Annotated in this window: 28 protein-coding genes; 15 read left to right on the top strand and 13 right to left on the bottom strand. The window is 65.2% G+C overall.

The window, feature by feature from the left end:
* Positions 1 to 28: 28 nt before the first annotated feature.
* Both IC762_RS29040 and IC762_RS29035 read right to left on the bottom strand, forming a co-directional pair.
* Positions 29 to 1,375 carry an ABC transporter substrate-binding protein gene (locus IC762_RS29040; protein WP_195785588.1) on the bottom strand — a complete coding sequence of 449 codons (1,347 nt, stop codon included), beginning with the start codon at positions 1,373 to 1,375 and terminating at the stop codon, positions 29 to 31.
* Positions 1,376 to 1,482: 107 nt separating this feature from the next.
* On the bottom strand, positions 1,483 to 2,526 hold the full coding sequence (locus IC762_RS29035; RefSeq protein ID WP_195785587.1) for a C-terminal binding protein: 1,044 nt from the start codon (positions 2,524 to 2,526) through the stop codon (positions 1,483 to 1,485).
* Between the two features lie 264 nt (positions 2,527 to 2,790).
* On the opposite strand from IC762_RS29035, the gene IC762_RS29030 reads away from it, so the two are divergent.
* Positions 2,791 to 4,476 carry a methyl-accepting chemotaxis protein gene (locus IC762_RS29030; protein WP_195785586.1) on the top strand — a complete coding sequence of 562 codons (1,686 nt, stop codon included), beginning with the start codon at positions 2,791 to 2,793 and terminating at the stop codon, positions 4,474 to 4,476.
* A 125-nt stretch (positions 4,477 to 4,601) separates the two neighbouring features.
* Here IC762_RS29030 and IC762_RS29025 read toward each other — a convergent pair whose 3' ends face one another.
* Together IC762_RS29025 and IC762_RS29020 are read right to left on the bottom strand one after the other, a co-directional pair.
* Positions 4,602 to 5,546: a DMT family transporter gene (locus tag IC762_RS29025; RefSeq protein WP_195785585.1), complete on the bottom strand. Its 945-nt coding sequence runs from the start codon at positions 5,544 to 5,546 to the stop codon at positions 4,602 to 4,604.
* Between the two features lie 269 nt (positions 5,547 to 5,815).
* The gene (locus IC762_RS29020) at positions 5,816 to 6,661 is read right to left on the bottom strand and encodes a metal-dependent phosphohydrolase (RefSeq protein ID WP_195785584.1); all 846 of its coding nucleotides are present in this window, start codon (positions 6,659 to 6,661) and stop codon (positions 5,816 to 5,818) included.
* Between the two features lie 157 nt (positions 6,662 to 6,818).
* Here IC762_RS29020 and IC762_RS29015 point away from each other — a divergent pair, with 157 nt between their 5' ends.
* The gene (locus tag IC762_RS29015; protein ID WP_195785583.1) at positions 6,819 to 7,226 is read left to right on the top strand and encodes a DUF1330 domain-containing protein; all 408 of its coding nucleotides are present in this window, start codon (positions 6,819 to 6,821) and stop codon (positions 7,224 to 7,226) included.
* A gap of 131 nt (positions 7,227 to 7,357) precedes the next feature.
* Here IC762_RS29015 and IC762_RS29010 read toward each other — a convergent pair whose 3' ends face one another.
* Positions 7,358 to 8,023 (bottom strand): TetR/AcrR family transcriptional regulator, encoded by a 666-nt coding sequence (locus tag IC762_RS29010; RefSeq protein WP_195785582.1) that lies wholly within the window; start codon positions 8,021 to 8,023, stop codon positions 7,358 to 7,360.
* Positions 8,024 to 8,099: 76 nt separating this feature from the next.
* On the opposite strand from IC762_RS29010, the gene IC762_RS29005 reads away from it, so the two are divergent.
* The gene (locus tag IC762_RS29005) at positions 8,100 to 8,504 is read left to right on the top strand and encodes a hypothetical protein (RefSeq protein ID WP_195785581.1); all 405 of its coding nucleotides are present in this window, start codon (positions 8,100 to 8,102) and stop codon (positions 8,502 to 8,504) included.
* A 146-nt stretch (positions 8,505 to 8,650) separates the two neighbouring features.
* Here IC762_RS29005 and IC762_RS29000 read toward each other — a convergent pair whose 3' ends face one another.
* From IC762_RS29000 to IC762_RS28980, 5 genes are all read right to left on the bottom strand, one after another.
* Complete coding sequence (locus IC762_RS29000; protein WP_195785580.1) at positions 8,651 to 9,865, bottom strand: alpha-hydroxy acid oxidase; 1,215 nt, start codon at positions 9,863 to 9,865, stop codon at positions 8,651 to 8,653.
* 41 nt (positions 9,866 to 9,906) lie between these two features.
* Entirely contained in the window at positions 9,907 to 10,716 is an 810-nt protein-coding gene (locus IC762_RS28995) for an MlaD family protein (protein ID WP_195785579.1), read from the bottom strand.
* Between the two features lie 121 nt (positions 10,717 to 10,837).
* Positions 10,838 to 11,767 (bottom strand): DMT family transporter, encoded by a 930-nt coding sequence (locus IC762_RS28990; RefSeq protein WP_195785578.1) that lies wholly within the window; start codon positions 11,765 to 11,767, stop codon positions 10,838 to 10,840.
* Between the two features lie 154 nt (positions 11,768 to 11,921).
* Positions 11,922 to 12,290 carry a hypothetical protein gene (locus tag IC762_RS28985; RefSeq protein ID WP_195785577.1) on the bottom strand — a complete coding sequence of 123 codons (369 nt, stop codon included), beginning with the start codon at positions 12,288 to 12,290 and terminating at the stop codon, positions 11,922 to 11,924.
* On the bottom strand, positions 12,287 to 13,375 hold the full coding sequence (locus tag IC762_RS28980) for a LysR family transcriptional regulator (RefSeq protein ID WP_195785576.1): 1,089 nt from the start codon (positions 13,373 to 13,375) through the stop codon (positions 12,287 to 12,289). Before IC762_RS28980 ends, IC762_RS28985 begins: the two co-directional genes overlap by 4 nt.
* 73 nt (positions 13,376 to 13,448) lie before the next feature.
* Here IC762_RS28980 and IC762_RS35380 point away from each other — a divergent pair, with 73 nt between their 5' ends.
* Genes IC762_RS35380 through IC762_RS28960 form a run of 4 tightly spaced genes read left to right on the top strand, consistent with a single transcriptional unit; the run spans position 13,449 to position 16,682 of the window.
* On the top strand, positions 13,449 to 14,666 hold the full coding sequence (locus tag IC762_RS35380; RefSeq protein WP_195785575.1) for a GNAT family N-acetyltransferase: 1,218 nt from the start codon (positions 13,449 to 13,451) through the stop codon (positions 14,664 to 14,666).
* The gene (locus IC762_RS28970) at positions 14,663 to 15,256 is read left to right on the top strand and encodes a cysteine hydrolase family protein (protein WP_195785574.1); all 594 of its coding nucleotides are present in this window, start codon (positions 14,663 to 14,665) and stop codon (positions 15,254 to 15,256) included. The genes IC762_RS35380 and IC762_RS28970 overlap by 4 nt, the downstream gene beginning before the upstream one ends.
* The gene (locus IC762_RS28965; protein ID WP_195785573.1) at positions 15,249 to 15,464 is read left to right on the top strand and encodes a hypothetical protein; all 216 of its coding nucleotides are present in this window, start codon (positions 15,249 to 15,251) and stop codon (positions 15,462 to 15,464) included. The genes IC762_RS28970 and IC762_RS28965 overlap by 8 nt, the downstream gene beginning before the upstream one ends.
* A 12-nt stretch (positions 15,465 to 15,476) precedes the next feature.
* The gene (locus tag IC762_RS28960) at positions 15,477 to 16,682 is read left to right on the top strand and encodes an MFS transporter (protein ID WP_195785572.1); all 1,206 of its coding nucleotides are present in this window, start codon (positions 15,477 to 15,479) and stop codon (positions 16,680 to 16,682) included.
* A 20-nt stretch (positions 16,683 to 16,702) separates the two neighbouring features.
* On the opposite strand, the gene IC762_RS28955 is transcribed toward IC762_RS28960, so the two are convergent.
* The gene (locus tag IC762_RS28955; RefSeq protein WP_195785571.1) at positions 16,703 to 17,476 is read right to left on the bottom strand and encodes a LuxR family transcriptional regulator; all 774 of its coding nucleotides are present in this window, start codon (positions 17,474 to 17,476) and stop codon (positions 16,703 to 16,705) included.
* Between the two features lie 121 nt (positions 17,477 to 17,597).
* Here IC762_RS28955 and IC762_RS28950 point away from each other — a divergent pair, with 121 nt between their 5' ends.
* Complete coding sequence (locus IC762_RS28950; protein ID WP_195785570.1) at positions 17,598 to 17,849, top strand: hypothetical protein; 252 nt, start codon at positions 17,598 to 17,600, stop codon at positions 17,847 to 17,849.
* Between the two features lie 35 nt (positions 17,850 to 17,884).
* Here IC762_RS28950 and ybaK read toward each other — a convergent pair whose 3' ends face one another.
* Positions 17,885 to 18,367 (bottom strand): Cys-tRNA(Pro) deacylase, encoded by a 483-nt coding sequence (ybaK, locus tag IC762_RS28945; RefSeq protein WP_195785569.1) that lies wholly within the window; start codon positions 18,365 to 18,367, stop codon positions 17,885 to 17,887.
* A gap of 346 nt (positions 18,368 to 18,713) precedes the next feature.
* Between ybaK and IC762_RS28940 the strand changes: the two genes are divergently transcribed.
* The 6 genes from IC762_RS28940 (at position 18,714) to IC762_RS28915 (ending at position 24,866) form a co-directional block, all read left to right on the top strand.
* Complete coding sequence (locus IC762_RS28940; protein WP_195785568.1) at positions 18,714 to 20,006, top strand: adenylosuccinate synthase; 1,293 nt, start codon at positions 18,714 to 18,716, stop codon at positions 20,004 to 20,006.
* A gap of 35 nt (positions 20,007 to 20,041) precedes the next feature.
* Positions 20,042 to 21,640: a hypothetical protein gene (locus IC762_RS28935; RefSeq protein ID WP_195785567.1), complete on the top strand. Its 1,599-nt coding sequence runs from the start codon at positions 20,042 to 20,044 to the stop codon at positions 21,638 to 21,640.
* A 116-nt stretch (positions 21,641 to 21,756) separates the two neighbouring features.
* The gene (locus tag IC762_RS28930) at positions 21,757 to 22,908 is read left to right on the top strand and encodes a hypothetical protein (RefSeq protein WP_195785566.1); all 1,152 of its coding nucleotides are present in this window, start codon (positions 21,757 to 21,759) and stop codon (positions 22,906 to 22,908) included.
* Positions 22,865 to 23,623, top strand: coding sequence for a hypothetical protein (locus IC762_RS28925; protein ID WP_195785565.1), 759 nt, complete (start codon positions 22,865 to 22,867; stop codon positions 23,621 to 23,623). The genes IC762_RS28930 and IC762_RS28925 overlap by 44 nt, the downstream gene beginning before the upstream one ends.
* Positions 23,620 to 24,333, top strand: coding sequence for a hypothetical protein (locus IC762_RS28920; protein ID WP_195785564.1), 714 nt, complete (start codon positions 23,620 to 23,622; stop codon positions 24,331 to 24,333). The genes IC762_RS28925 and IC762_RS28920 overlap by 4 nt, the downstream gene beginning before the upstream one ends.
* A gap of 98 nt (positions 24,334 to 24,431) precedes the next feature.
* Positions 24,432 to 24,866: a DUF5413 family protein gene (locus tag IC762_RS28915; RefSeq protein ID WP_195785563.1), complete on the top strand. Its 435-nt coding sequence runs from the start codon at positions 24,432 to 24,434 to the stop codon at positions 24,864 to 24,866.
* On the opposite strand, the gene IC762_RS28910 is transcribed toward IC762_RS28915, so the two are convergent.
* Positions 24,836 to 24,973, bottom strand: a complete 138-nt coding sequence (locus IC762_RS28910) for a hypothetical protein (protein ID WP_195785562.1) — start codon at positions 24,971 to 24,973, stop codon at positions 24,836 to 24,838. The two genes, IC762_RS28915 and IC762_RS28910, sit on opposite strands and share 31 nt — an antisense overlap.
* Positions 24,974 to 25,067: 94 nt before the next feature.
* Between IC762_RS28910 and IC762_RS28905 the strand changes: the two genes are divergently transcribed.
* Positions 25,068 to 25,598: a DUF4112 domain-containing protein gene (locus tag IC762_RS28905; protein ID WP_195785561.1), complete on the top strand. Its 531-nt coding sequence runs from the start codon at positions 25,068 to 25,070 to the stop codon at positions 25,596 to 25,598.
* The last annotated feature ends 56 nt before the right edge of the window (positions 25,599 to 25,654 follow it).

Genomic DNA, 25,654 nt, shown 5'->3' with positions numbered 1-25,654 from the left:
GAATGACGGCGTAAACGTCGAAATCCGGCTACCGCCCCTGCCGCCGGAAATACCGCTTGGCCCGCTGCTCGGCCTCCGCGGCCGCCGCCTCCGGCGTCGCGGCATCGGTTGCGACCGAGGCGCACATCTGCACCAGCACGTAATCGGCGTTGACGGCGCCGGTGGCGGTCGAGATCGGTCCCTTGTAGCCGTTGTAATAAGGGCTCTTCATCGTGTCCTTGAAGATCGCGACCTTGGGATCGCCCGACCACACCGCCGCATCGGCGTAGGCCGCCAGCGGCTGCGCCCAATAGCCGGAATTGGCGTTGAGCCACGGCTCGTACTGGTCATGCTCCAGCATGAATTGCAGGAACGCCTTCGCCGCATTGGGGTAGGGCGAGTGCTTAAACACCATCGCGTTCAACGTCAGGCCCGACATCGGCGAGGTCGGCGCCAGTCCCTTGGGCAGGAACTGATGCTCGGTGTCGTCGGCGACCGGCTTGGTCGCGGGATCATTCTTCAGCGAGAAATACAGCGAGACGCCATTGGCGGTGAGGCCGATCTCCTGCGACGAGTAGGCGCGGTTGTTGGAGACGTCGTTCCAGGACGGCGTGCCGGCGATGAAGGTCGGATACAGCTCCTTCAGGTATTTCAGCGCTGATATCGTCTCCTTGCTGTTGACGATGATGTTGCCTTCCGCATCGAGCAGCGCGGCGTTGTGCGACCACAACAGCCAATTCGCAAAGCCGTTGCCGTCGCCGACGGCGTTGCCGAGCGCGAAGCCCGCGGGCTTGCCGGCGGCCTTCAGTTTCTTGCAGAGCGCGAGGATGCCGGCATGGTCTTCCGGCACCTTGTCATAGCCGGCTGCATTGATCAGCGACTTGCGGTAGACCAGCGGACCGCCCGAGGCACCGAACGGCAGGCCGATCCAGTTGTTGGACTTGGCGCGCTTGCCGTAGGTCTGCGCCAGCGCGAGCCAGCCGCCATAGCGCTTGCCGAGATAGTCGGCGACGTCGGTCAGTTCGATCAGCTTGTCGATATAGATATGCGGTGCGTCGCCGAAGCCGATGATGATGTCGGGGCCGGCGCCGGAGTTCGAGGTCACCGCGGTCTGCTGGTTGATGTCTTCCCAGCCGACGAAATCGACCTTGACCTCGACGCCGGTCTTGTCGGTGAACTTCTTGGCGTTGGCGCGGAACACGTCCTCGTCGGCCTGCACGAAGCGCACCGGGCGCAGCATGCGCAAGGACGCGCCTTTCTCGATCGGCAGCGACGGCGCCGCCGCGTCGGCCGCCTTGATCTTCGATGCCTCCTGCGCGGATGCGCCGGTTGCGGCCAGTGCTGCCGCCGATAGCCCCAGCGCCAGCGCGTCACGACGGGTGAGGTCGTTCCTCATGCATTCCTCCCTGCTTTGTGACCCTCCCGGCGTTGATCGCCGGTGAGGGCTCTTCGGCCTTGCTGCGCATGCTCGCGCGAACCTCGCGCGAGCACGCATTTCCCGCCTTAGCTGTTCGGACCGCGATCCATGCTGACGGGCTGCCAGCGGCGCAGCGCGGTGTTCTGCAGCACCGACGGGTTGACGCAGCTTACCGGCCACATGCCTTGCAGCACTAGTGACAATTCGTAGCCCACGCGACGCTTGCGCGCTTCGTCGAAACGTGCCGAGGCCGAGGCGACATGGGCGGTCAAGGTAACATTGTCCATTCCGAGCATCGGATTGTTGTGCGACGGCGGTTCCTTCTCCAGCACGTCGAGCGCGGCATGCGCGATCCAGCCCTCCTGCAGGGCCTTGATCAGCGACTCCTCGTCGACCGTGGCGCCGCGACCGGTGTTGATGAAGACGGCGGATTTTTTCATCTGGCGGAAATGCTTCTCGGTCAGCATGTGATGCACCTCGGGCCGCGCCGGCGCGTGCATCGAGACGAAATCCGACTGCGTGAGCACCTCCGACAATGTCGCGGGGATCACGCCGTGGTCGTACATCAGCGTTTCCTGGATGAAGGGATCGTAGGCCATCATCCGCAACCCGAACGGCGCGGCGCGTTTGGCCACCGCACGGGCGACGCGGCCGAACGAGACGAAGCCGAGCGTCTGGCCCATCAGGCGCGGAATCTTCAAGAGCGCCGGCCGGCCTTCGGCCCAGCGGCCGCTGCGCACCATCTTGTCCTGCTCGACCAGGCGGCGGAAGCCTGACAGCAGCAGCATCATGGCGTGGTCGGCGACCTCCTCGATGAAGGTGTCGGGGATGTTGGTGACGGGGATGCCGCGGGCGGTCGCGGCCTTGACGTCGACCGAGTCGACGCCGACGCTGCCGAGCGTGATCACCTTGCAGGTTTCCAGCGCGTCGATCACCGCCTTGGTGATCGGCATGCCCTTGGCGTAGATCGCATCCGCGGTTCTCGCGGCGGCGATGAATTCGGCTTCGTTGGCCGGCGCCTCGATGATCTCGGCACCGATCGGGTCGAGCGCCTCCCGCTCATAGTCATAACCGCCGCCGGCGACCGTGAAGCTCGCGCCCTTCGGCGTCACCACCCTGAATTTCGACATCGTCTGCTCCCGATTTGAAGTCTTCTGTTCTTGCTTCTTGCTCTCTCGGCCACGGGCGGACCCGTCGCCTCGGATGCTTCTACGCGACCCCGGCGGCGCGCTCCACACTTGCCGGCCGGCTGGCGGCCCGATCCTCCGGGCTTCTACGGGGAGCCACCGTAACCAACGGGTAAATGTCTCACGTTACCGTGAGGGGCATCAATACTTTCAACCTCATCAAATCCGCCAATCGCGTCGCGTTCCCCATCGCTCCTGGAGACCCCCGTGAAGCTGTCAAATTTGAAGATCACCCCCAAGCTCGGCATTTTGGTCGGGGTGACCCTGGTCGGCCTCTGCACGGCCGGCGTTCTCGCGATCAATCTGATCCAGCGCGAGATGACCAATGCGCGCATCGACCAGGCCAAGGCCATGGTCGAAATGGCGAAGAACTACGCGGAAAGCCTCAAGAAGGACGTCGACGCCGGCAAGCTGACCAAGGAAGCGGCGATGGCGGAGCTCGGCAAGCGCGCCAACGCCATGACCTATGACAACGGCTCCGGCTACCTGTTCGGCACCGGCTATGACGGCATCACCGTGCTGGCGCCCGATCCGAAACAGGTCGGCACCAACCGGATGGAGGTCGTGACCAACGGCCGCAAGCTGTCCTGGGAGTTGATGAACGGCGTCAAGGCCAACGGCTCGATCCTGCTGTTTTATGAATATGTGAAGCCCGGCCAGGAGACCCCGATCCGCAAGCTCGGCTACGCGGTCGCCGTGCCTGGCTTCGACATGTATCTCGGCACCGGCGCCTATCTCGACGACATCGACGCCAAGATGCGGCCGATCGCCTGGCTGCTCGGGCTGGCCATCCTCGGCATCGGCATCATCTCCGGTTCGGTCGCCTGGCTGATCGGCCGCAGCATTTCCCGGCCGCTCAATCTGCTCGGCACCCGCATGCGCGAGATCGCCGACGGCAAGCTCGACGGCGAGATTCCCGGTGTCGGCCGCGGCGACGAGGTCGGCGCGATGGCCGCTACCGTGCAAGTGTTCAAGGACAACGCGATCCGGATCCGCGATCTCGAAAAGGCCGAGGCCGAGACCCAGGCCCGTGCCGCCGGCGAACGCCGCTCCGCGATGGAGAACATCGCCAGCGATTTCGAGCGTAGCGTGAACGGCATCGTCCGTTCGGTGGCCTCGGCCGCCGCCGGCATGCAGACCACCGCGCAATCGATGACCGCGACCGCAAGCGACGCCAGCGCGCGGGCGGCGACCGTCGGTGCGGCTTCCGACTCTGCCTCCAACAATGTCGGCACCGTGGCCGCCGCCGCCGAGGAGCTTTCCTCGTCGGTCGCCGAGATCGCCCGCCAGGTGGCGCGCTCCAGCGAGGTCGCAAGCCAGGCGGTGGCCGATGCCGAGCGCACCAATGCCACCGTGCAGGCGCTCTCCACCGGCGCCGAGAAGATCGGCGAGGTGGTCAAGCTGATCCACTCGATCGCCGCCCAGACCAATCTGCTGGCGCTCAACGCCACCATCGAGGCGGCGCGCGCCGGCGAATCCGGCCGCGGCTTCGCGGTGGTCGCCTCCGAAGTGAAGGCGCTGGCCAACCAGACCGCGAAGGCGACCGAGGAGATCTCGGCGCAGGTCGCCGCGATGCAGTCCTCCACCGGCGAGGCGGTGACCTCGATCGGCGGCATCACCGCGACGATCGCGCAGATGAGCGAGATCACCGCCTCGATCTCGACCGCGATCGACCAGCAGGGCGATGCGACGCGCGAGATCGCGCGCAACATCCAGCAGGTCGCGGCCGGTTCGAGCGAGATCTCGGCCCATATCGGCGGCGTCACCTCGGCGGCCGCCGCCACCGGCACCGCGGCAGGCGACGTGCTCTCGAACGCCCGCCAGCTCGACACCCAGTCCGGCGCGCTGCGCAATGCGGTCGACGAGTTCCTGCAGAAGGTGCGGGCGGCGTAAGGTCGGATCCGTAGTGCGTAGGGTGGGCAAAGCGCAAGCGTGCCCACCTTCACGCGCACGACACTTGATGGAGGGCACGGCGCAAGTGCGCCTTTGCCCACCCTACGATTCCGGCGTTCGCCGCACTACCTTTTCGCCGATCCCTGGCGCGAAGCGATGATGACGCCGGCGAGCACCAGCGCGTAGCCGATCAGGTGATACGGCGCCAGCGTCTCGCCGAGCAGCAGGATCGCCATCGCCGAGCCGAACACCGGCACCAGATGGAAGAACGGCGCGGCGCGGTTCGGGCCGATCAGCGCGACGCCGCGGTTGAAGAACAGATAGGCCAGCGTCGACGGGAAGATCAGCACATAGGCCAGCGTCGCCAGCGTCAGCGGGTCGAACTGCAAGGTCGCGCCGGAGGAGAACTCCCAGATTGCCGCCGGCAGCAGCATCAACGCGCCGCAGCAGGTGGTGAAGGAGATCAGCGAGAGTTGGTGGATTTTCGGCCGCCGCGGGATCAGCGCCGAATACAGCCCGAACGACACCAGTGAAGCGCCGAACATGATGTCGCCGCGGTTGAAGCTGATCGAGGCGAGCGCCGCGACATCGCCGCGCAGGATGATGATGAGCACGCCGGCGAGCGAGATCGCGATCCCGGCGAGCTGCGCCGGCGTCAGCCGCACGCCGAACAGCACCAGCGACCACAGCGCCACGAACAGCGGGCCGGCCGACTGGATCAAGAGCGCATTCAGCGCCTCGGTATATTGCATGGCCCAGTAGGAGATCGCGTTGTTGAACGCGAAGCCGACCGCGGACAGCAACAGCATCAGCGGCAGCGCGCTGCGCAGCTTGGGCCAGTCCGCTCTCAGATGCGGCCACGCGAACGGCAGCAGGATCAGGAACACGCCGAACCAGCGGATCGTGGTCAGCGTGATCGGCGGCACATGGCTGCCGACATGCCGCGCCAGCACGATGTTGGCGGCCCAGAACAGCGAGGTCAGGCTGAGCAGCAAATAGGGTTGATTGTTGAGCCAGTTGAGCGGCGAGCGTCTGGTCGGGACGGCGGGTGCGGACGGCAAGGCGGTCATTATCCGCCGATGTTGTGCCCGAACCGGCGTCGCGACAAGGCGAAAGAGCGGATTGGAGCCATGCGCGGCTACCACCACCGCTGTCGTCCCGGCGAAAGCCGGGACCCATTACCACAGGATTGGGTTGTTGGAAAAAAGGTGCGGCCCCAGCGTTGCGCAACCATGCCCTTCCGTGGTTATGGGTCCCGGCTTTCGCCGGGACGACATCGAAATTGTTGCGACGTCGCGCGTCATACACTCACATTCCCGCAGGATAGTTTGACGCGCGTCTACGGCTGCGGCCCGGACAGCGAGATGTCGCGCTCGGCGCGAAACACGTTGCTGTAGAGATTGGCGATCCATTGCCGGCCGCTGGAGGTGACGTTGAGGTGGCGGATCGCGCGCTGCACCTGCGGGGCGACGCTGTCCCAATAGAATTGCGGGTAGCGGTCGACGAGGTCGGCGGCCGAGTCGTAGCCGAGCTGGCGGTTCACCCCGGCCTCCTCGAATTCGAGATACAGCGCGTTGGCCTTGCGGATGTAGTGGGGATCGCCGAGCTGCCCGATCAGGTCGGCGGCGCGCAGCAGCGCGGCCTCCTCGCCGAATTCCTCGGTCTCGCCGGGCACGTTCAACGGGAAGCGCGTGCCCTCGATGGCGCGCGCGATGCGGCCCTTGTCGAGCTGGGGGATGCCCTTGATCCGCTCCATCACGAACATCTTGGAGCGGTCGACATGGTAGGGCAGCAGGCCTGCGTCGGACGCGCCGCGCGTCAGCGTCACCTTGCGGCCGTCGGGATCGACTAGATAGCCGTTCTCGCCGTCCGCCTCGAACAGCCCGCGCACATAGCCGATATCGTGGGTGAGGCAGGCGATGATGACATGCGCATAATCCTCCGCGGTCATGTGCGAATGCAGCGCGCGGCCGCGCAGGATGTCGTGGCCGGCCAGCGTCACCAGCATGGTGTGCTCGACATTGTGGTAGAGCGCGTCGCTGTTGCCGATGCATTCGATCGCGATCCGCGCGATCGAGGGCACCATCTCGACCAGCTCGGTCTGCGAGCTGCCGAACCGGCGCTGCATGTATTCACCGAGGAACTTGCCGAGCGCGTCGGCCGCAAGTTCGGGAAGGGTCATCACGGCCTTGACCTCCGGGAGGCGCAGGGGCCGCTTGCAAGCCTGGAGGTGCAAGCCTCGAGCCCGGGCGCGTTTCAGCGTAGCCTTGCGATGTGACATAATCTTTGCGGCCGGACCGCGGCCAGCGCTCGGAAATATATGCCTGGATGGAGCAGAAAGAATGGGTGTCGATCTCCTGAACATCAAAGGCCTGGGCGAGCTCGACCGCGCGGCACCGGTGGTGATGGTCAATCTGATGCGGTTTCGCCCACGCTCGCTCGATGGCGACGGCTCGGGCCGGGACGCCTATCTGCGCTACAGCGCGCTCACCGTGCCGATGATCAAGGCGCGCGGCGGCACGCTGCTGTGGACCGGCAATGCCGAGGCGGTCGCGCTGGGCGAGCCGGCCGGCCAGCAATGGGATTACATCGCGCTGGTCTACTATCCGAGCGTGGCTGATTTCATCGACATGATGACCTCGGCCGACTACGAGACGCGCTGCGACCCGCACCGCAACAACGGCTGCGAGGCGCACGTGATTATCGCGACACGCGAGGCCTACAGCAAGTTCAAGGCGACGCAGCTCTGATGCCGTCACCCTGAAACGTGAACGGTGCCATATGCGTCGTCGTCCCGGCGAAGGCCGGGACCCATACTCCGCGGCGGATGTTAGGGGGCGATCTCGTCGTTCCGCCAACGCGCAACAATGACTATCGGTGGTCATGGGTCCCGGCCTTCGCCGGGACGACGCTGAGTGTTTGGTGCCGCCCGTGAGTTATAGGATGATAGCGGCGCAATCACGCCGCGGCAGGCGGCTTGCAGCAGCCGGCAGACCTCCTCCCGCGTCCGCCCCGGGCGCAGCGAGGCGAAGGTCGGATAGCTCGTCAGCATGAACAGCAGGTCGACAGCGTCCTTGCGGGCCTGCGGCGACGCCGCGTCGCCCGCGATCCGGTCGACCATGGCGGTAAAACCGCGGCGGCGGCGGTCGTTGCGCTCGCGGATGGCTTCGGCGAACTCCGGATCGGTGGCCATCGCGTCGTGCAGCCGGCCGATCGCCGGATCGCGGCTCCAGAAGCCGCAAAAGATCTCGATCACCCGATCCAGCGCGGCCTGGGGATCGGGCGTGGTCCAGGCCTCGGCGAGCTGATGCAGCCCGCCCTGCCGGGCGATGCCGTCGAACACCGCCTCCAGCAGCCCGCGCCGCGAGCCGAACTGGTTGTAGACGGTGAGCCGGGTCACGCCGGCCGCTTTCGCCACCGTGTCCAGCGAAAAGCGCGCAATGCTCTCGCCTTCGCGCAGCGTGCGCGAGGCTGCCTCGAGCACGCGCTCGCGGGTCTCGGCCGCGGCCGCGCTGCGCGCCGGGCTCACATAGCTGCGCGGCGGCATCCGTCTGCCTTGCTTTCGTCGAATTGATTATACATTATGTATATCTAATTTCCAAAGACCGTTCTGGAGCGAGACCATGCAGACCGCCCTCATCATAGCCCTGTCCTTGCACGTCCTGTCATCGGTGTTTTGGGCTGGCTCGAGCTTCACTTTGGCGCGCACCGGCGGTCTCGGCGGCGAGCGGCTGCTGGGCCCGCAGCTCGGCGCCGCGACGGTCGCGATCGTCACCGGCGCCACGCTCTGGCATCTTGTTCACGAGGGCTCGTTCGCGCGGTCGGAGCAGATTTTGGCGCTGGGCGCGATTTCGGCGCTGGCTGCGGTCGCGGTGCAGATCGTCGTCGGCGGCAGCGCGGTCAGGCAGCTGCGCACCAATGCGGATGATGGATCACGCGCCCGTTCGCGGCTCGCGGTCGCCCAACGCATCGCGGCCGGGCTGCTCGCGATCACCGCGCTCTGCATGGGCGCGGCGCGCTATGCGTGATTTCGGAATATTGGAAGAGTACCGCTGATTTGCCCGACGTGTCAAGTTGCCGTCGAACGCCGGCAGCCGCCGGCTCCTTTGCATGGGGTTGTTTTCGATATTTGGCAGTGCGCCCTCGTGCTCGCAGGGCCGCGGACGCTACTCGCTCAAAACTTCCGCACCAGCTCCGGCGTGATCTCCTTCAGGCTGCGGATGCCTGATAGCGCGAGGTCGCGGTCGATCTCGGCCTGCAGCAGCGAGATCGCACGCGTTACGCCGGCCTCGCCCGCGGCAACCGCGGCATAGAGGAACGGGCGGCCGACCCAGACGAAGTCGGCGCCGAGCGCCAGCGCCTTGATCACGTCGGTGCCGCGGCGGATGCCGCCGTCCACCATCACGGTCATGTTGCCCTTTTGCGCCGCGATCTCCGGCAGCGTGCGCAGGCCGGAGAAGGTGTAATCGAGCTGGCGGCCGCCATGGTTGGAGACCAGCACGCCGTCGCAGCCATGCTCGCGGGCGAGCCGCGCGTCTTCCGGCGAGATCAGGCCCTTGACCACGAGCTTGCCGGGCCAGCGCTTGCGGATCAGCGCGACATGCTTCCAGGCGAGCTGGTCGCGGTTGCCGATGTTGCGCATCAGGTTCTTCGACAGCACCGGCGGGCCCTGCTTGGCATCCATGTTCTCGAAATGCGGCATGCCGTGGTTGAACACGGTGCGGGCCCAGGTGTTGAGCAGCCAGTCGGGATGGCTGATGGTGTCCCAGAACACCCGCGGCGTGATCGACAACGGCACCTGAAAGCCGTTGCGGATGTTGTTCTCGCGGTTCGGCGGCACCGGCACGTCGGCGGTGACGACGAAGGTGTCGTAACCGGCGGCCGCGACGCGGTCGACCAGCGGTTCGATGCGCTCGTCGACGCCGGCCAGATAGGCCTGGTACCAGGCGTCCGGATTGTTGGCGCGGACGTCTTCCAGCGTGATCAGCGAGGAGGCCGACAGGATCATCGGGATGTTGGCCGCGGCGGCCGCGCGCGTCAGCACGATGTCGCCGCGATAGGCGCACAGCGCCGACGAGCCCATCGGCGGAATGCCGAACGGCGAGGCATAGCTCTTGCCGAACAGCGTCGTGGTCTGGTCGCGGCCGGAGACGTCCTGCAGGACGCGCGGCACGAAGCCGTATTCCTCGAACGCCTTGCGATTGTCGGCGCGCGCCGCATCGGTCTCGGCGCCGCCGGAGATGTAGCCATAGAGGAATTTGGGCAGGATCCGCCGCGCCTGCGGCTCGAAATCGTCGAGCGTGAGATAGCGCTGCAAGCGGCGCGGTACGGCGCTCGTGGCACGGGTGACGGTTGCGGGAGGCGGGGAGGGCGCGGTTCGATCGTGCACGGTCAGCGTTTCCGTTGTTGTTCTTGGTTCAAGGGCGCACGTTAGCGCCTGCGGGCCGGCCCGGCAATTTTCGCGTTGAACGCGTTGACGGACTGGCTGACGTCGTTGAGCGTCTTGCGGGTGTCGGCGATGAAGGCGCCGGACTTCTTGTCGAAGCTCTGCACCAGTTCGCGCAACGAGATCACGGTCGGCAGCAGCTCGCCGCCATATTTGTCGCTGCCCAGCGTCTTGAGGTATCTGTCGGCCGAGGTGATCTTGGCGTCGGCCGCGTCGACGCCGTCCGCGGCGGCATCGACGAAGGCGGCGACCATTTCGCCGTTGCCGGACAGCGAATCGGTGAAGGTCTCGAAGCCGCGCAGCGTGTCCTTCACGTCGGCCTCGTTCTCGACGATGATGCGGTCGACATTGCGCAGCGCGACGCGCAGCTTCTCCTGCACGCCCATGGTGCCTTCGGGGTCGGCGGTCAGCTCCGGAATGCCGTCGGCGCCGAGCGGCGGCTCCGGTGCATCGTCGGTACCGCCGGTGAAGGAGATCGCCGCGATCCCGGTCAGGCCCTGGAATTCGAGGCCGACCTGGGTGTCCTTGCGGATCGGTGCATTGCCCTCGATCCGGGTCATCGCCACCACGCGGTGGCGGTCGAGCCTGATCGACACCACCTCGCCGATGCGCACGCCGGCAAAATTCACGCTGCCGCCGCGGCGCAGCCCGGACGCCGTGCCCTCGAAGATCACGCGGAACGGCACCAGCCGCTTGATGCCGGCATAGCGCTGATAGCCCAGCCAGCCGCCGAGCGAGCCGGCAATCAGGGCCAGCGTCAGGGTGCCGATCATCACATTGCTGGCGCGCGCCATGTTGTCCGGATCAGTCCGCGAAGCAGTCCTGGGAAAGAAGCAGTCTCGGGAAAATAGCGGATTTGCCCGAAATAGTCACCGTGTCCCCTTCGCCTCGCCCGCCCGGAGAGGGGAGGATCGATCACGCCGCCGACTGCTTCCGCGACGCCGCGAACACGCCGGCCAGCACCAGCGCAAAGCCGATGAAGTGGAACGCCTGCGGATGCTCGCCGATGAACACGATCGACATCACGGTGCCGAACACCGGAACCATGTGAAAGAACGGCGCGGCGCGGTTGGCGCCGATCAGCTGCACGCCGCGGTTGAAGCAGAGATAGGCCAGCGTCGAGGGGAACACCGCGACATAGAACAGCGACAGCAGATTATTGGTGGTGAGCTGCATCACCGGCCGCGCGGAGAGCTCCCAGACGAAGAACGGGATCAGGAACAGCGCGCCGCAGCCGAAGGTGAAGGCCGCGACCGAGAGGCCGTGGATCGCGGGCCGCTTTAGCGTCAGCACCGAATACAGCGCGAAGATCACCAGCGCGACGATGAAGATCAGGTCGCCCTTATTGAAGTCGATCTTCGACAGCGAGGTGAGATCGCCATGCAGCAGGATCACCAGCACGCCGCACAGCGAGAGCAGCACGCCACACAATTGTGCCACCGTCAGCCGGGCGCCGAGCAGGACCAGCGACCACAGCGCGACCACCAGCGGCGCTGCCGATTGCAGCAGCATCGTGTTCAGCGCCATGGTGTGCTCGAGCGCCCAGTATTGCAGCGTGTTGAAGGCCGAGATGCCTGATATCGACAGCAGCACCATGATGCCGAGATTCTTGCGGATCGCGGCCCAGTCGCGCGCCAGGTGCTTCCAGGCGAACGGCAGCACGATCAGGAATGCCGCCGACCAGCGCAGGAACGACAGCGTCACCGGCGGAATGTGGCCGGCGGCAAGCCGGCCGACGATGGCGTTGCCGGCCCAGCACGTCGCGGTGATGCACAGCAGGAGATAGGGCTGGTTGGCGATCCAGCCGCCGGACGCGGGCGTCGAAGTGGATTCGGAAGCAGACATTCAATGGGGCCCGGCCTCGATGACGCCGCGGCCCGCGCCCCGCGGATCGCCGCCGGGCCGGTATCTCCCGGCCTCAGCCACAGACACGGATTTGGCCATTCCATCAATGGCGGCGGATGCATCGCGACCATGCGCGGGCCGCGAGGGATCGCGGTCAGCCGGCCTCGGGCGGAGCGGCGGCCTGGCGCTTGACGATCTGTTCGACCAGTTGGACCAATATGCGCTGCGTGCCGGGCTCCTTCAGGTCACGGAACAGCCGCAGCAGCCGCAATTCCAGCAGCGCTTCGGCCGTGATCGCCTCGTTCGCGCCTGATCGGCGCGCCTCGACACCGCCGCGGCCGTTGCCGACGCCCAAGGCGGTTGCGAGCTGCACCAGCCGCCCGACGGCGATCTCGCCGTTGCCGGCTTTCGCGGGCTGCTCCGCGCCGGCGCCGAGCACCTCGGCGAGATCGTCCGGCGACAGGCCGATCGCGCGCCAGCGCGCCTTCACGAATTGATCGATTTCGTGGGACCGTCCGGTCATCGCTCGCCCCCCGATGAGCGTTTCGCGAGCAGCGGGACGACCTTCGGACGCGACACCTTCTTGAAGCCGGCGAACAGATTCACCAGCGGCTCGGCATCCTTGTAGGCGCGCTGAAGATCCTTCGGATGCACGAACTCGTCGCTGAACCAGGGATATTTCCGTCCGTCGAACGACTGCACGATCCAGTCGATCAGCTGGCGCACGCGCGGAATCTTCTTGGCGTCGGGATGATAGGCGAGCCAGATGTCGAGCTCGAACTTGTAGCCGATGTCGAGCGGGATCAGCGGATCGCCGAGCGCGGGCACGTAGGTCGGCAGCCAGCCGATGCCGGCGCCTTTCGCGATCGACCACAGATGCGCGGTCGAGACGTTGTTGCGCATCGCGACGAAGCCGACCTGCTCGCGTCCCGCATGCAGGTCGAACCATTCCTTGCCCTTGGTCTGCTCGGCGTCCTGGATCACGATGCGGTGGTTCTGCCTGATGTCGTCGGGCCCCTTCGGCATGCCGTAGATCTCGACATAGGACGGGCTGACGAACGGCATGATGTGCAGCCGGCCGAGCTTCAGCCGCTTGAGGTCGGGCTGCTCCGGCATCTCGAGCTGCACCGCCGCGTCGGCCTCGAGCCGGAGCAGGTCGGCCGAGCGCATCTCGCAGTTGAGATCGACCAGCAGGCCCGGATAGACCCGCTGGAACTCGACCAGCCGCGGCGCCAGCCAGAACGTGCCGAGCCCCTCGGTCACCGCCAGGCGCACCTCGCCGCTGAGCGCCGGCGTCGCCTGGTTGAGCGCGCGCTCGAGCCCGAACGAGGCCTCCTCCATCCGCTTGGCGGCTTCCAGGATCTGCTGGCCTTCCCGCGTCAGGCGGATGCCGTCGACATGCCGCGTCAGCAGCGTGGTGTTGTAGGCCCGCTCCAGCAGCGCGATGCGCTTGCTCAGGAAGTTGGCCGACATGTTCAGCTGCTCTGCCGCCGCACGAAAGCTGCCGATCCGGGCCACCTCGAGGAAGATCCGGATCAGATCCCAATTGGCCATCCGGCCCGGGATGTGCGCACCACCGTGCGCACCCCTGCGCTCACCTGAGTGCATACAAAATGCCTCCATTCTCCTTTCATTATTCATTGCAGAACTACGGGCTTTCCACAACCAAGAGACGAATGGAATGACTGCGCTCGACCTCGATCTCCTACGTAAAACCGCCGGTGGAACGACCTCGCAGGGGCGATCTGCCGCACATTCGCTCGATCGGATGACCGCGCTGCAAATGGCCAGACGCGCGGTCATCTTCAATGTTGACGCCGAAAGCATCGCCGAATTGATCGACGCCGCCCGCGTCGACATTCCGGGGCTGACCGCGAACCGGCTGTTCCAGACGGTCGCTAACCATAATCCCGATACGTTCTGGGCGATCGCGCGGCGCCACCGTTACGACATCAACGCCCCCAGGGGCGAAGGCTTCCTGGCGGTGCTGCCGCTGACCCATGAGGGGACAAGGCGGCTGATCGACGGCCGGCTCGACACCAAGAACCCGGAGCTGTGCTACATCGCGCGGCAGTCGGAGCGCCCGGCCGGGATCTATGTCTGGGGCATCCACGCCAAGGGCGTGCTCGCCGCCGGCATTCCGCTGGTGCTGGAGAAGTTCTCCGCGCCGCTCTATCGCGGCGTCAACATCTACTCGCGTCCGGTCACCAAGGGCGGCCTGCGCGTGCTGGAGCCGCTCGGCTTCACGCCGGGCGCGCAGTATGACGGCCTGTTCACCTCGAAGCTGCAGATGTTCGACCGCTCCGGCGACCTTCCGCAGGTCGAGCCCGCGCCGCGCGATCGGGTCACAGTCGAGGTGGTGCGCTCGATGGATGAAATGACGCGCGTCATCGCGATCCGCGGCGCGATCTACATGGGCGAGCAGCGCTGCCCGTTCGAGGAGGAATTCGACGGCAACGATTTCTCCGCGACGCACCTGATCTGCCACAAGAACGGCGAGCCGGTCGGCTGCATGCGGATCCGCTATTTCGCCGAGTTCGCCAAGCTCGAGCGGCTTGCGGTCCGCCACGAGGGCCGCGGCGGCGGGCTTGCCGGCAAGATCCTCGACGCCGCGATCGATCTCTGCCGCAAGAAGGGCTACCGCACGCTCTATGCGCATTCGCAGAAGCGCTTCCTGAAGGTCTGGGAATCGCGCGGCTTCCGCCTGATGGACGGGCGCGAGCTGGTGTTCTCCGACTTCGACTATGTCGAGGTCAAGCTCGAGACCGAGAAGCATCCGCAGAGCATCACGCTGCAGGACGATCCCTATCGGATCATCCGTCCCGAAGGGCAGTGGGACCGCCCCGGTATCCTCGAGCGCTCGGCGAGCCGCGGCCTGTGCGAGGCGGCCCACCAATGAGCTCGGTGATCAATCTGCGCAGCTATGTCGGGGCGTCGTCCACCGGCCTGCTGGTGATGGTCGATTTGCAGACGCGCAGCTGCGAGGATCTGGCGCGGGACAATCCGCAACTTGTGGCGCGCGTGCTGGACAATTGCCGTGTCGCGATCCGGCACGCCCGCGCGATCGGCCTGCCGATCGCCTTTACGCGGCGCTGCGACGCCGCGGCGCCGGGCGAGCGGGCGCCGCCGTCGCCCTGGATCGCGGGCTTCGAGCCGAAGCGGGCCGACATGGTGTTCGAGCGCGAGCAGCCGTCCTGCTACGGCAACCCGCTGTTCGAGGACGTGGTGTCGCGGATCGACGGCTTCGCGATTGCCGGTTTTTGCGCCGAGGACGGCTGCCTCGCCACCGCGATCGATGCCTTTCATCGCGGCAAGCAGGTCACCTTCCTCGACGACGCCTCGATCAGCCGTCCGCGCTACGGCGTCGACGCCGCCGCGGTTCACGCGGTGGCGGCGCGCGCCATCGAATTGTTCGCCGACGCGAGCGCCACCCGCCAGTGGCTGCTCGCGACCGCGCAACGGCCACTCAAGGGGCATCGATATGGATGAGTTGAGTAGCCGCCGGTTGCGCAACGTGATTGTGGTGCTGACGGAGCAGCGCAACGTTCTGCAGGCTGGCGGCCTGACGTTTGCCTCGCATCTGGTCGACTTGGCCATCATGCAGGTGCGGTTGTCGTCCAACGAGATTTCAGAACACGAATTGTGCGAGTTGTCCGACGCCGTCAGCGTGAGCCTGGTGGCCGGCGACCGGGATTGAGCGGGAGCGGCGATGGTTCGGCTCAGATGGATCATCCTTGCCGTCCTGTTCGCCGCGCGTGCCGCCACCGGGTTTCAATTCCAGTCGATCGGCTCGTCGACGTCCGCGCTGATGCATGATCTGTCGCTCGACTATGCCGCGATCGGCCTGCTGATCGGCGCCTATCTCCTGCCCGGCGTGATCGTCGCTTTCCCGGCCGGACTGCTGGGGCAGCGCGTCGACGAGAAAAGGCTCGGCGCGCTCGGCCTCGCGCTGATGATCGCATCCGGCGTCGCGCTCGCCGCTTCCGGCGGTCTCGCCGCCGCCCTGCTGGCGCGCCTCGCCGGCGGCGTCGGCGCCACCATCATCATCCTGGTCGCCACCAAGATGATCACGGATTGGTTCGACGGCCGCGAGATCGTGCTGGCGATGTCGCTGTTGCAGATGAGCTGGCCGTTCGGCGCGATGGTGGCCTTGCCGGTGCAGGCCTGGCTGCTGCATGCCTCGGGCTGGCCGGCGGTGATGCTGTCGGGCGCGGCCGCGGCCTGCGCCGCGCTGATCGCGTTTGCGCTGCTGCCGCGCCTTGCGCCGCAGGCGAACGCGCAGGCGGCCTCCGATGTCACCGCGCGGCTGCCGCCGGCGGTGCTGCTGCCGGTGCTCGTCGCGGGCACGATCTGGGGCGTGATGAACCTCGCCTGCATCCTGTTCTTCAGCTACGCGCCGCTGCTGTTGCAGGGGCAGGGCGTGACGCCGACCACGGCCGCCTCGCTGGTCAGCCTTGCGATCTGGTTCACGATCGTCGCGATCCCCCTCGGCGGCTACCTCGTGCATCGTGCTGGCAGGCCGGTTGCGGCCATCATCGGCTGCGGGCTGATCGCGGCCGTCGCGCTCGCTCTGTTCGCCGCCGGCATCCATCCGGCGATCACAGGCCTGGTCTTCGGCGTCGCGGTCGGTCCGCTGTCGGGCGCGATCCTGTCGCTGCCGGCGCGCCTGTTGCAGCCGCGCGAACGCTCGCTCGGCTTTGGCATCTTCTACACCTGCTTCTATCTCCTGATGGCGGCCGGTCCTCCCGCTGCGGGTCGGCTGCAGGATGCCTGGCACACGCCGGCGGCCGCGCTGTTTGCCGGCAGCGCGCTGCTGGCCGCGATGGTGCCGCTGGTCGCGCTGTTCGTGTTGCTGTTGCGCCGGCGCGAGGCCTGGGCGCGCAAGGTTGGGCCGGAGCTCAGCACCGCATCCTGAGCGCACTCGCCGTCAGCATCTCACAGGTCGATGATCCCGAGCGCGATGCTCTTCGCCACGCCATGGGTCTTGTTGGAGGCATCGAGCTTGCGCAGTGCCTGCTTGATGAAGCCCTCCACCGTCTCCGGCGAGAGGTGGAGGATCTCCGCGGTGTCGGCGACCGTCTTGCCGCGCGCCGCCCAGGCCATCACCTCCTTCTCGCGGCCGGTCAGCTTGATCGCCTCGGCGCTGTCGGCGGGCTTCAGGATGGTCGGCGCGTTGCGCTGGTCGCGGTTGACGATGTCCATCGCCCGCTGCACCCAGTAGATCATCAACAGATGCAGCTCGTGGCGGTGGCCGGCGAGCAGTCTGTCGAAGCTTTGCTCCTGGTCTTCCCAGAAGAACACCGTCGAGCTGGAGTGAACGGCGCCGAACCGGTCGCGATAATGGAACGGCACCACCAGGCCGTCCTTGAAGCCGAATTCCCGCGCGGCATCCATGGTCCTGACCTCAGGCGGCCGCTTGCGGCCGTTGCGCGCGGGCAGCTTCAGCTCGCTCCAGGTGAACGGTGTGTTGGTCCGGCGCGACCGGGCCAGTGCCGGATCGCTGTGGACGAAATCGTTCTGGATGTAGGTGCGCTCCCACGCCCGCGGAAAGGTACCGGTGTAGTAGGGCAGATCGAGCTCCGGCCGGCCCGCATCGACGAAGCCGAAGCCGGAAAAGCCGTAGTCCTGGATGATCCGGTGCAGCGAGGTGCGAAGCTCGTCCATCGTGGCCGAGGTCTCGATGATCGAGATCGCTTGTTCCAGGCCCATTGACCAAACCCCCCGATTTCGGGGGTATCATAATTGGCGCCTCCTGTCCCAGATGCTGCGACGTCCAGCGGCAATCGCAGGTCGATCGGCAGCCATTGCTGCGGGGTATTGGGGGTGAGGCGTGAGACGAGTTCAGCCCGGATATGTGACCTCGACCTGTATCGAAGCATTCCCGCTGGTCGCGGACCTTGCCAAGAGTGACATGCTGATGGACGTCCTGAAAAGACCGGCGCCCGACGACGACGAGCGCCGCGACCGCTTTGCCGCCCGCGCCAATGCGATCATGGCCCTGATCGAATGCTCCGACGAGGTGCGGCCGAAGCTCCGCGAGGCGATCGTCGAGGCGATGTTGTGGGCGCGCGAACAGCCGTGACGTGCAAGCCGTGACGTGAAGGCCTGGGCCGTAATCTAGTCGCGCGTTGCGGTCAGCGCCTTCATCGTCGCGCCTGCGGCCAGTGCCGCATCGTTCGGATCGATCTCGATCTGCAGGCCGCGCTGCCCGCCATTGACGAAGATCGTGATGTGGGTGAGGGCGGAGGCGTCGATCGCGGTCGGCACCCGCTTCTTCTGTCCGAACGGCGAGATGCCGCCGACATGGTAGCCGGTCAGCCGCTCGGCGTCGGCCGGCTTCATCATCTTGGCCGATTTGCCGTCCATCGCGGCGGCGAGCTTCTTCATGCTGAGCTCGCAGTCCGACGGCACCACGGCGCATACGGCTCTGCCGTCGACCTCCGCCATCAGCGTCTTCAGCATCCGGTTCGGCTCGACGCCGAGCGCCTCTGCGGCCTGCAGCCCGATGCTCTCGGCGCTCGAATCATAGACATAGGTGTGGAGCCTGAAGGCGAGGCCGAACTTCCTGAGCGCCATGGTGGCTGGTGTCGAATTGGGCATGATCGCGCCGGTTGGTGAAAGCCGATGATCGCCGCAATGCAGGCCGCGATCAATCGTCGGCGCGGCGTGCCGCACGCCGCCCCAACATTAAATTCCCGCCAGCCGCGCGCCGGCTCGCGTGTTACGGAATTTTCAGGGGATTCAAGGAGTTGAAGCCTATCCAAAAGGCTTAAAACGCGCCCTTCTTGCTTGCGCAGCCGACCCGCTTCCTTTATCCGATAGGCGCCTTGCGTGCGAACGGCCTCGGGCCGTGATTGAGGCTGGGCACACCGAGCATGATCGTTGTGGGCGGACGCGTTTTCGCCGCGATCATGGGCTGAAAACACCTAAAGGGAACATCTTCGAAATGGCCAATGTTGTCGTCGTCGGCGCCCAGTGGGGCGACGAGGGGAAGGGCAAGATCGTCGACTGGCTGTCGGAACAGGCCGACATCGTCGTGCGCTTCCAGGGCGGCCACAATGCCGGCCATACGCTCGTGATCAATGGCGAGACTTACAAGCTGGCGCTGCTGCCCTCCGGCGTGCTGCGCCCCCACAAGCTCGCGGTGATCGGCAACGGCGTGGTGTTCGACCCCCAGGCCTTCCTCGACGAGGTCAGCAAGCTCAAGGGCCAGGGCGTCGCCGTCGGCCCCGACAATCTGCGTATCGCCGAGAACGTCACCCTGATCCTGCCGCTGCATCGCGAGCTGGATTCGCTGCGCGAATCCGGCAATGCGATCACCTCGATCGGCACCACCCGCCGCGGTATCGGCCCGGCCTATGAGGACAAGGTCGGCCGCCGTGCTATCCGACTGATGGACCTCGCCGACCTCGACACGCTCCCGCACAAGATCGACCGCCTCTTGGCGCACCACAATGCGCTGCGCCGCGGCCACAATCTGGAGGAGATCGACGGCAAGGGCATCCTGGACGAGCTGACGGCGCTGGCGCCGAAGCTGTTGCCCTATGCCGAGACGGTGTGGCGGCTGCTCGACATCAAGCGCCGCGAGGGCAAGCGCATCCTGTTCGAGGGTGCGCAGGGCGCGCTCCTCGATGTCGATCACGGCACCTATCCCTATGTGACCTCGTCCAACACCGTGGCGGCGCAGGCCGCGACCGGCACCGGCATGGGCCCGGGCGCGGTCGGCTATGTGCTCGGCATCTGCAAGGCCTACACCACCCGGGTCGGCCAGGGCCCGTTCCCGACCGAGCTGAACAACGAGATCGGCGAGGAGATCGGCCGTCGCGGCAAGGAATTCGGCGTCAACACCGGGCGCAAGCGGCGCTGCGGCTGGTTCGATGCCGTGCTGGTGCGACAAACTGTCCGCACCTGCGGTATTGCCGGCCTCGCGTTGACCAAGCTCGATATCCTCGACGGCTTCGACACCATCGAGGTCTGCACCGGCTACAAGCTCGACGGCAAGGAGATCGACCATCTGCCGGCCGGCGAGGGGGCCCAGGCCCGCGTCGAGCCGATCTACGAGACCATCGAAGGTTGGAAGCAGCCGACGGCCAATGCCCGGTCCTGGGCCGACCTGCCGGCCCAGGCCATCAAATATGTTCGCCGGGTCGAGGAATTGGTGGGGTGTCCGATCGCCCTGCTATCCACCAGTCCGGAACGTGAAGATACTATTCTGGTACAGAATCCGTTCGAGGCTTAACGGGATATTACCTATATCCCACCAATTGTGTGGAAATGGCTGACTACTACCCGCTGATCGCCCGCGCCATTGCCGGATTGGACCCGACCGCCCCCGGCGAAGCCCGCCGCGCGCTGTACGCGCGGGCGCGGACGGCGTTGATCCAGCAGCTCCGCAGCGTGCAGCCGCCGCTCTCCGAATCCGAGATCACCCGCGAACGGCTGTCGCTGGAAGAGGCCGTCCGCAAGGTCGAGTCGGAAGCCGCCCAGCGCGCCCGCGAGGCCACCCGTTCCGGCGGCGGCGCCGCCGCTGCCGCCCGCGGTGGCGACAGCTTCCGCCGCGCCAGCGCCGCCCGCCCGCTCGAGGGCAGTTCGGCCGATCCCGCGCCGCCGCGCCCGCGTCCCGCCAGCGAACCCCGCCCGCCGCGTAATCTGCGCGCCGATGCGCCGCCATCCGCGCCGCCGCCACCACTGCCGTCGCGGCCGCAAGCTCCGCAGGCGCCTGCTGCCGACGCCCAATTGCCGCCGACCCGCGAGCGTCCGCCGATCCCGCGCCGCGGCGGCGAAGGCGCGCCGCCGCCGGTGCCTCCGGCCGCCCCCGGCGTCCGTGGCTTCCGCGACATCACCGCCGACGCCGACGATCTCGGCCGCGCCGCGGCGCAGGCCAGCCGCAACGCGCGCAAGACCTACGCCAACGTGCCGTCGCCCTCGCCGGAGTTCGACCGGCTCGAGCCCAATCTCGAGAGCCGCGGCGCCGATCCCGACGCGCAGCCCTATTCCTACGACGAGGCGATCGAGGAGGCCGAGCGCTACGCGCCGCAGCCGCCGCAAGCGCCGCAGCGTTCGCGGATCGGCAGCGCCGAGCGCGAGCCGAAGCGGCCGCCGCGCGTCGGCTCGATGTTCCCGTTCAAGAGCGCCATCGTGATCGGCATCCTGCTGATCCTGGTCGGCACCGGCATTCTGTTGCGCCAGCAGGCCACGGCCTTCGTCTCAAGCCTGTTCAACAAATCGCCGACCACGGCCACCGAGGCGCCGAAGGATACCTCGACGCCCGCGAGCAAGAAGATCACCGACCGCGTCGGCCAGCCCTCGTCGTCGGGCGAGCCGGTCGCGCCGGTCGCGCAGAAAGTCGTGCTCTATGACGAAGATCCGTCGGATCCGAAGGGCAAGCAGTATGTCGGTTCGGTGGTCTGGCGCACCGAGCAGATCAAGGGAAGCGGCAACGCGAAGCCCGACATCGCCGTGCGCGCCGACATCGACATCCCCGAGCGCAAGTTCAAGATGACGATGTCGTTCCGCCGCAACACCGATTCGTCGCTGCCGGCGAGCCACACCGCGGAATTGACCTTCATCCTGCCGCAGGATTTCGCCAATGGCGGCGTCGGCAACGTGCCCGGCATCTTGATGAAGTCCAACGAGCAGGCCCGCGGCACGCCGCTTGCCGGCCTCGCCGTCAAGGTCACCGACGGCTTCTTCCTGGTCGGCCTCTCCAACGTCGACCAGGACCGCTCGCGCAACATGCAGCTCCTCAAGGAGCGCTCCTGGTTCGACGTGCCACTGGTCTACACCAACCAGCGCCGCGCCATCATCGCGATCGAAAAGGGCGCCCCGGGCGAGCGCGCGTTCAACGACGCGTTCGCGGCGTGGGGGGAGTAGGTCCTTCGCAAGGCCGTAATTTCCCGGGGGTGCGCCTAGACCCGTTGTTCTGCTGTCTTGGCATGGTGCCAACTGTTGAGTTAGCGTAACCCCACAACCGTTGGTGGGGGCCGTCTATGAACTATTCCGGGCCTGCGGGGACGGTTGAGCCCCTGCATCAAGCTGAACTCTTGGTCGACGAAAAGCTTCCTAAGCGTCAGCTGGCTCGACTGCTGCGTGACCGAGAACGCGGTTACTCGATTAACGTGAAGCAGATCGTTCTCGCCTTCGTGGTCGAATTCACGATCATCGGCCTCATTCTGACGAACATTTACGTCACAGTCGCTCAATTGCCGGACCCGTCACCCTTCAAGACAGTGCAAGCCATGCTCTTCCCGGTCGCAATGGCGATGGTTGAGCTGGCTCGCGTGCCACTCGCGATAGCCGTGCGAACTCAAAACTCTTGGATAGTCAAACTCGCGGCGTTGGTTGGTGTGTTGTGCGCGGTCGCCGTGACATCAAATTCGCTTTACGCGATCGGGGCAGCTTCCTTTACGCCGCGCCTAGAAGACACGCATCGGAAAGATGATGTGGTGAAGAGCCTTCAGGACAATCTCTCCAGAAAGCAGGCCGAGATCGAAGCAGCCACAGAAACCGTCTCTCAAAAGCGGGGAGATCGTGATGCCCTGACGCAGGCACTCCAGTCGCTGAATGAGCAACTCACGAAGCAGCCTATGCAGAACTGCTCGGCCCTCTCCATACCAAATCCACTGCCGGGTGGTGCTCCGACGGTCACCCAAAAATGCTCACAGAATCCAGCCCTGAAGACGCTCAATAGCGAAATCGCGTCAACGAAGGCAAAAATTGATCAAGCACAGGCGGCGCTTGTGCAGGCGGATGCTGGGTTACGGGCGAAGCGTGACGAGTTGCGGCCGATCTCGGAAGCGATGAGCAAGGCGGAGGCGGAGAATAGAGAGTCGGTATTTCAGTCGCAGCTTCATTCACTTGCTGCAATGCTATTCCGGGTCGACCCTGACAAGGTTACGCCAGAACAGCTCAAGACTCTTGAGTTCTTTCTCATAGTAGTTTCGTCAATCGCTGCGGCTTGCTCTTCAACGTTAATCGCGATGACGGCTGTCCGCAGAATCAAGAAGCCAAAGGACTTAGCTGCTGTCACTATTCCGGACGAGGCTGCTGCCTATCTATTTGGGCCACTCGTCGCCGCGATCCGCAAGGAGGCCGCGGATGCAGTTGCAGCGGCCGCTGACAGAGCTAACAGGGGTGCTTAGTGTGGAGCAGATTCCAACCCCGCTAAATCAAAACCTCACGGAAGCCATTTCCAACCGAATTTCAGCGGAGATGTCCGCTGTGTCTGGTCGTGTGGGCTTTTGGAGAGTGGTGGGAGTTGGTGTTCTCGGCTTCGGCTTCGGCGTCGCAACGGGAGTTGGATTGTATGGGTATTCGTTTGTTACGAGAACATCATCCCAGTTGGAATTGCTCTCGTCGACATTTCAGAAAGCGCTGTCGGCCGTTGATCTTCACGGAAGTGCTGATGGCCGAGTTGAAATTGTATCTCCGGAACTAAGGCTGGCGAAGGATGCGACGGTTGTCTTGGATAACGATTCACGTCTCCTCCTCGATCCTGGCGCAAAGGTCGCGGCAGATGGGGAAATTCGCGTCCAGCTTCCATCAATCTCTGCGCCGCGTTCACCGACTCCTAAGAATGCATTGCAGGCGAAGACGATTGCTAATTTCACGGTATTCAAGTCCGTGCCGTTTGAGCAAGGAAGTGTGCTGACAGGCTGGGAGTTTCTTACAAGCGCCCAAGAACGGCCGACGACGCAGTATTGCTACTACAATGAAAGGGCGGAAAATTCGGACCTTGCAATCCGGATTGATCTTGCGACTGACGGCGTTCCCGATGCAATCAAGGTTGTCCCGAAGGCCTTCGACGTGACTGCTGCCACGGCCAGATGTGTTTGGTTCCGGAAGGAAGGCCAATGAAGTTTAAAGATGGCAACGAAAACTTGGCGGCCTTTGCGGCGAACCTGAATTCTCGCATCGAAGCGGACGCCCGCATCAAGCGGGCTGTTGCATTTGGCTGGCTCTGTGGCGGCTGCGCAATTGCGGCTTGTTTAATATCCGCCGGATGTGCGGTGGCTCTTTGGGGGTATAGTTACACGATTTCCGTGAACCCGTCCGCCGAGATTGTAGCAAGAGCATTGAATGAAGCATTCCAGCGAGCCCAGATCAAAACGTCAGTTAGCGGCACAATGGTTCTTGCCAACACCGAGGTAAATCTTGCGAAAAACCAAACGGTGAAGTTGGCCGAAGGTAGTACCGTTAAATTGGATCCAGCATCATCTATTCGCGTGACAGGTGATTTTAGGACAGATGTTCCGCAGCCTTCAAAGCGGCAGCTCCAACTTGATGCAACGGCAAATAGCAAGGAATTGCCTTTCACGCGGTACACGGTGTTCAAGTCCGCGCCTTTTGGGGCAGGTGTTGTTGTGACCGGCTGGAGCTTTGAGCTAAGTGACACAAGTAGGCCGCAAGTGCAGCGTTGCTACTACGAAGAGATACTAAATAAGGGGGTCGCGGCCAATCAGACGATAGCAATTGACGGCGCTCCGCGACGGCCCGCGGCGCTTACAAAGCTCACTTTTGATTTCGACGGTGCGCTCGGGAACTGCATTTGGTTTTCAGGTCTTTAGTTGCAATCTCAAGCCCTAGCCGTTGACACGGCCTTGAGTGCCGATAATCCTAGAATTGACAGTCTCGTGTGGTGGGATCGGTTGGCAAGGCATTCACCATGAAACGCTATCTCATCTTTGCTGCGATCGGGCCGTTCATCGGCGGCTTCCTGATGCTGCTCGCGACCACCTATCAGTCCGGCTACTGGACCGAGACCAATGGCGGCGAGGTGGTGAAGCTGTTCGTCGTGTTCGGCAAGTCGCTGCAATACAACTACCTGTTCGGCATCGTGCCGTCGCTGATGCTGGCGGCGGTCGACGACATCCTGATGCATGTCCGGCGCATCGCGCCGGCGCTGCGGACGTTGATCGTGGGCGCGGCGGGCTTCATCGGGGCGGCGCTGCTGTATGCCTCGCACGGCTCCGAGAGCGGTCCGGTGCAGTTCATCCTCTACGGGCTGGTCGGCTTCATCCCGGCCGTGCTCACGTCGTGGCTCGCGCACAAATATGCCGAGGAGCTGTATCAGCCGGCGGCGACGTCGGCGCAGCATTGAGCGGTGGCGACATCAATCCCGGTGTCGTCCTGGCGAAAGCCAATAAACGTAGGGTGGGCAAAGCGCAGCGTGCCCACCATCGTGAGCACGCCGAGAATGGTGGGCACGGCGCGTGCCGCGCCTTTGCCCACCCTACGCAGATGACACAGCGGTAATGTGCCGCAACTTGCACCGCCTGTTGGCGTACCCCATGTGATCGACATGCCCGAGGACGATATCTTCACACCCCATGCTGCGCGATCGCGGCCGCCGTTCGGCAGGGCTCAGGCGCGCGGCAAGGTCATCGATCAGGATGGCCGCGAGATTCCGGACGCGGCGTCGCATCCGGCGTTCGAGCGGCTGCAGTTCGACTTCCGCACATCGGCCGCCAACCCGTTCGGCAACCTGACGCGCGAGCAGCGGCTGGTGCGGCTGGAGACGATCGCAAAGCTGCTCGACGTCGCCTTCATCGTGCCCGGCACCAATGTGCGCTACGGCATCGACGGGATCATCGGCCTGATCCCCGTGATCGGCGACCTCATCACGACCGCGATCTCGCTGTGGCTGGTGCGCGAGGCCCGCCTGCTCGGCGCGCCCTGGCACATCACCGCGCGGATGCTCGGCAATGTCGCGCTCGACGGCGTGGTCGGCATGGTGCCGGTGGCCGGCGACGCCTTCGACGTCATGTTCCGCGCCAACATGCGCAACGTCCGCCTGCTGCGACGTTGGCTCGACAAGCAGCCACGATTGTAATTTGCCCAAAACAAAAGCCCCCGGACACGTCCGAGGGCTTTTCGTCAGGCAGCGTA

It is taken from the genome of Bradyrhizobium genosp. L, assembly GCF_015624485.1.
Classification (GTDB): Bacteria; Pseudomonadota; Alphaproteobacteria; order Rhizobiales; family Xanthobacteraceae; genus Bradyrhizobium.
The sequence above is the reverse complement of the archived record's forward strand: the minus strand, read 5'-3'. Positions and strand labels throughout refer to the sequence as shown.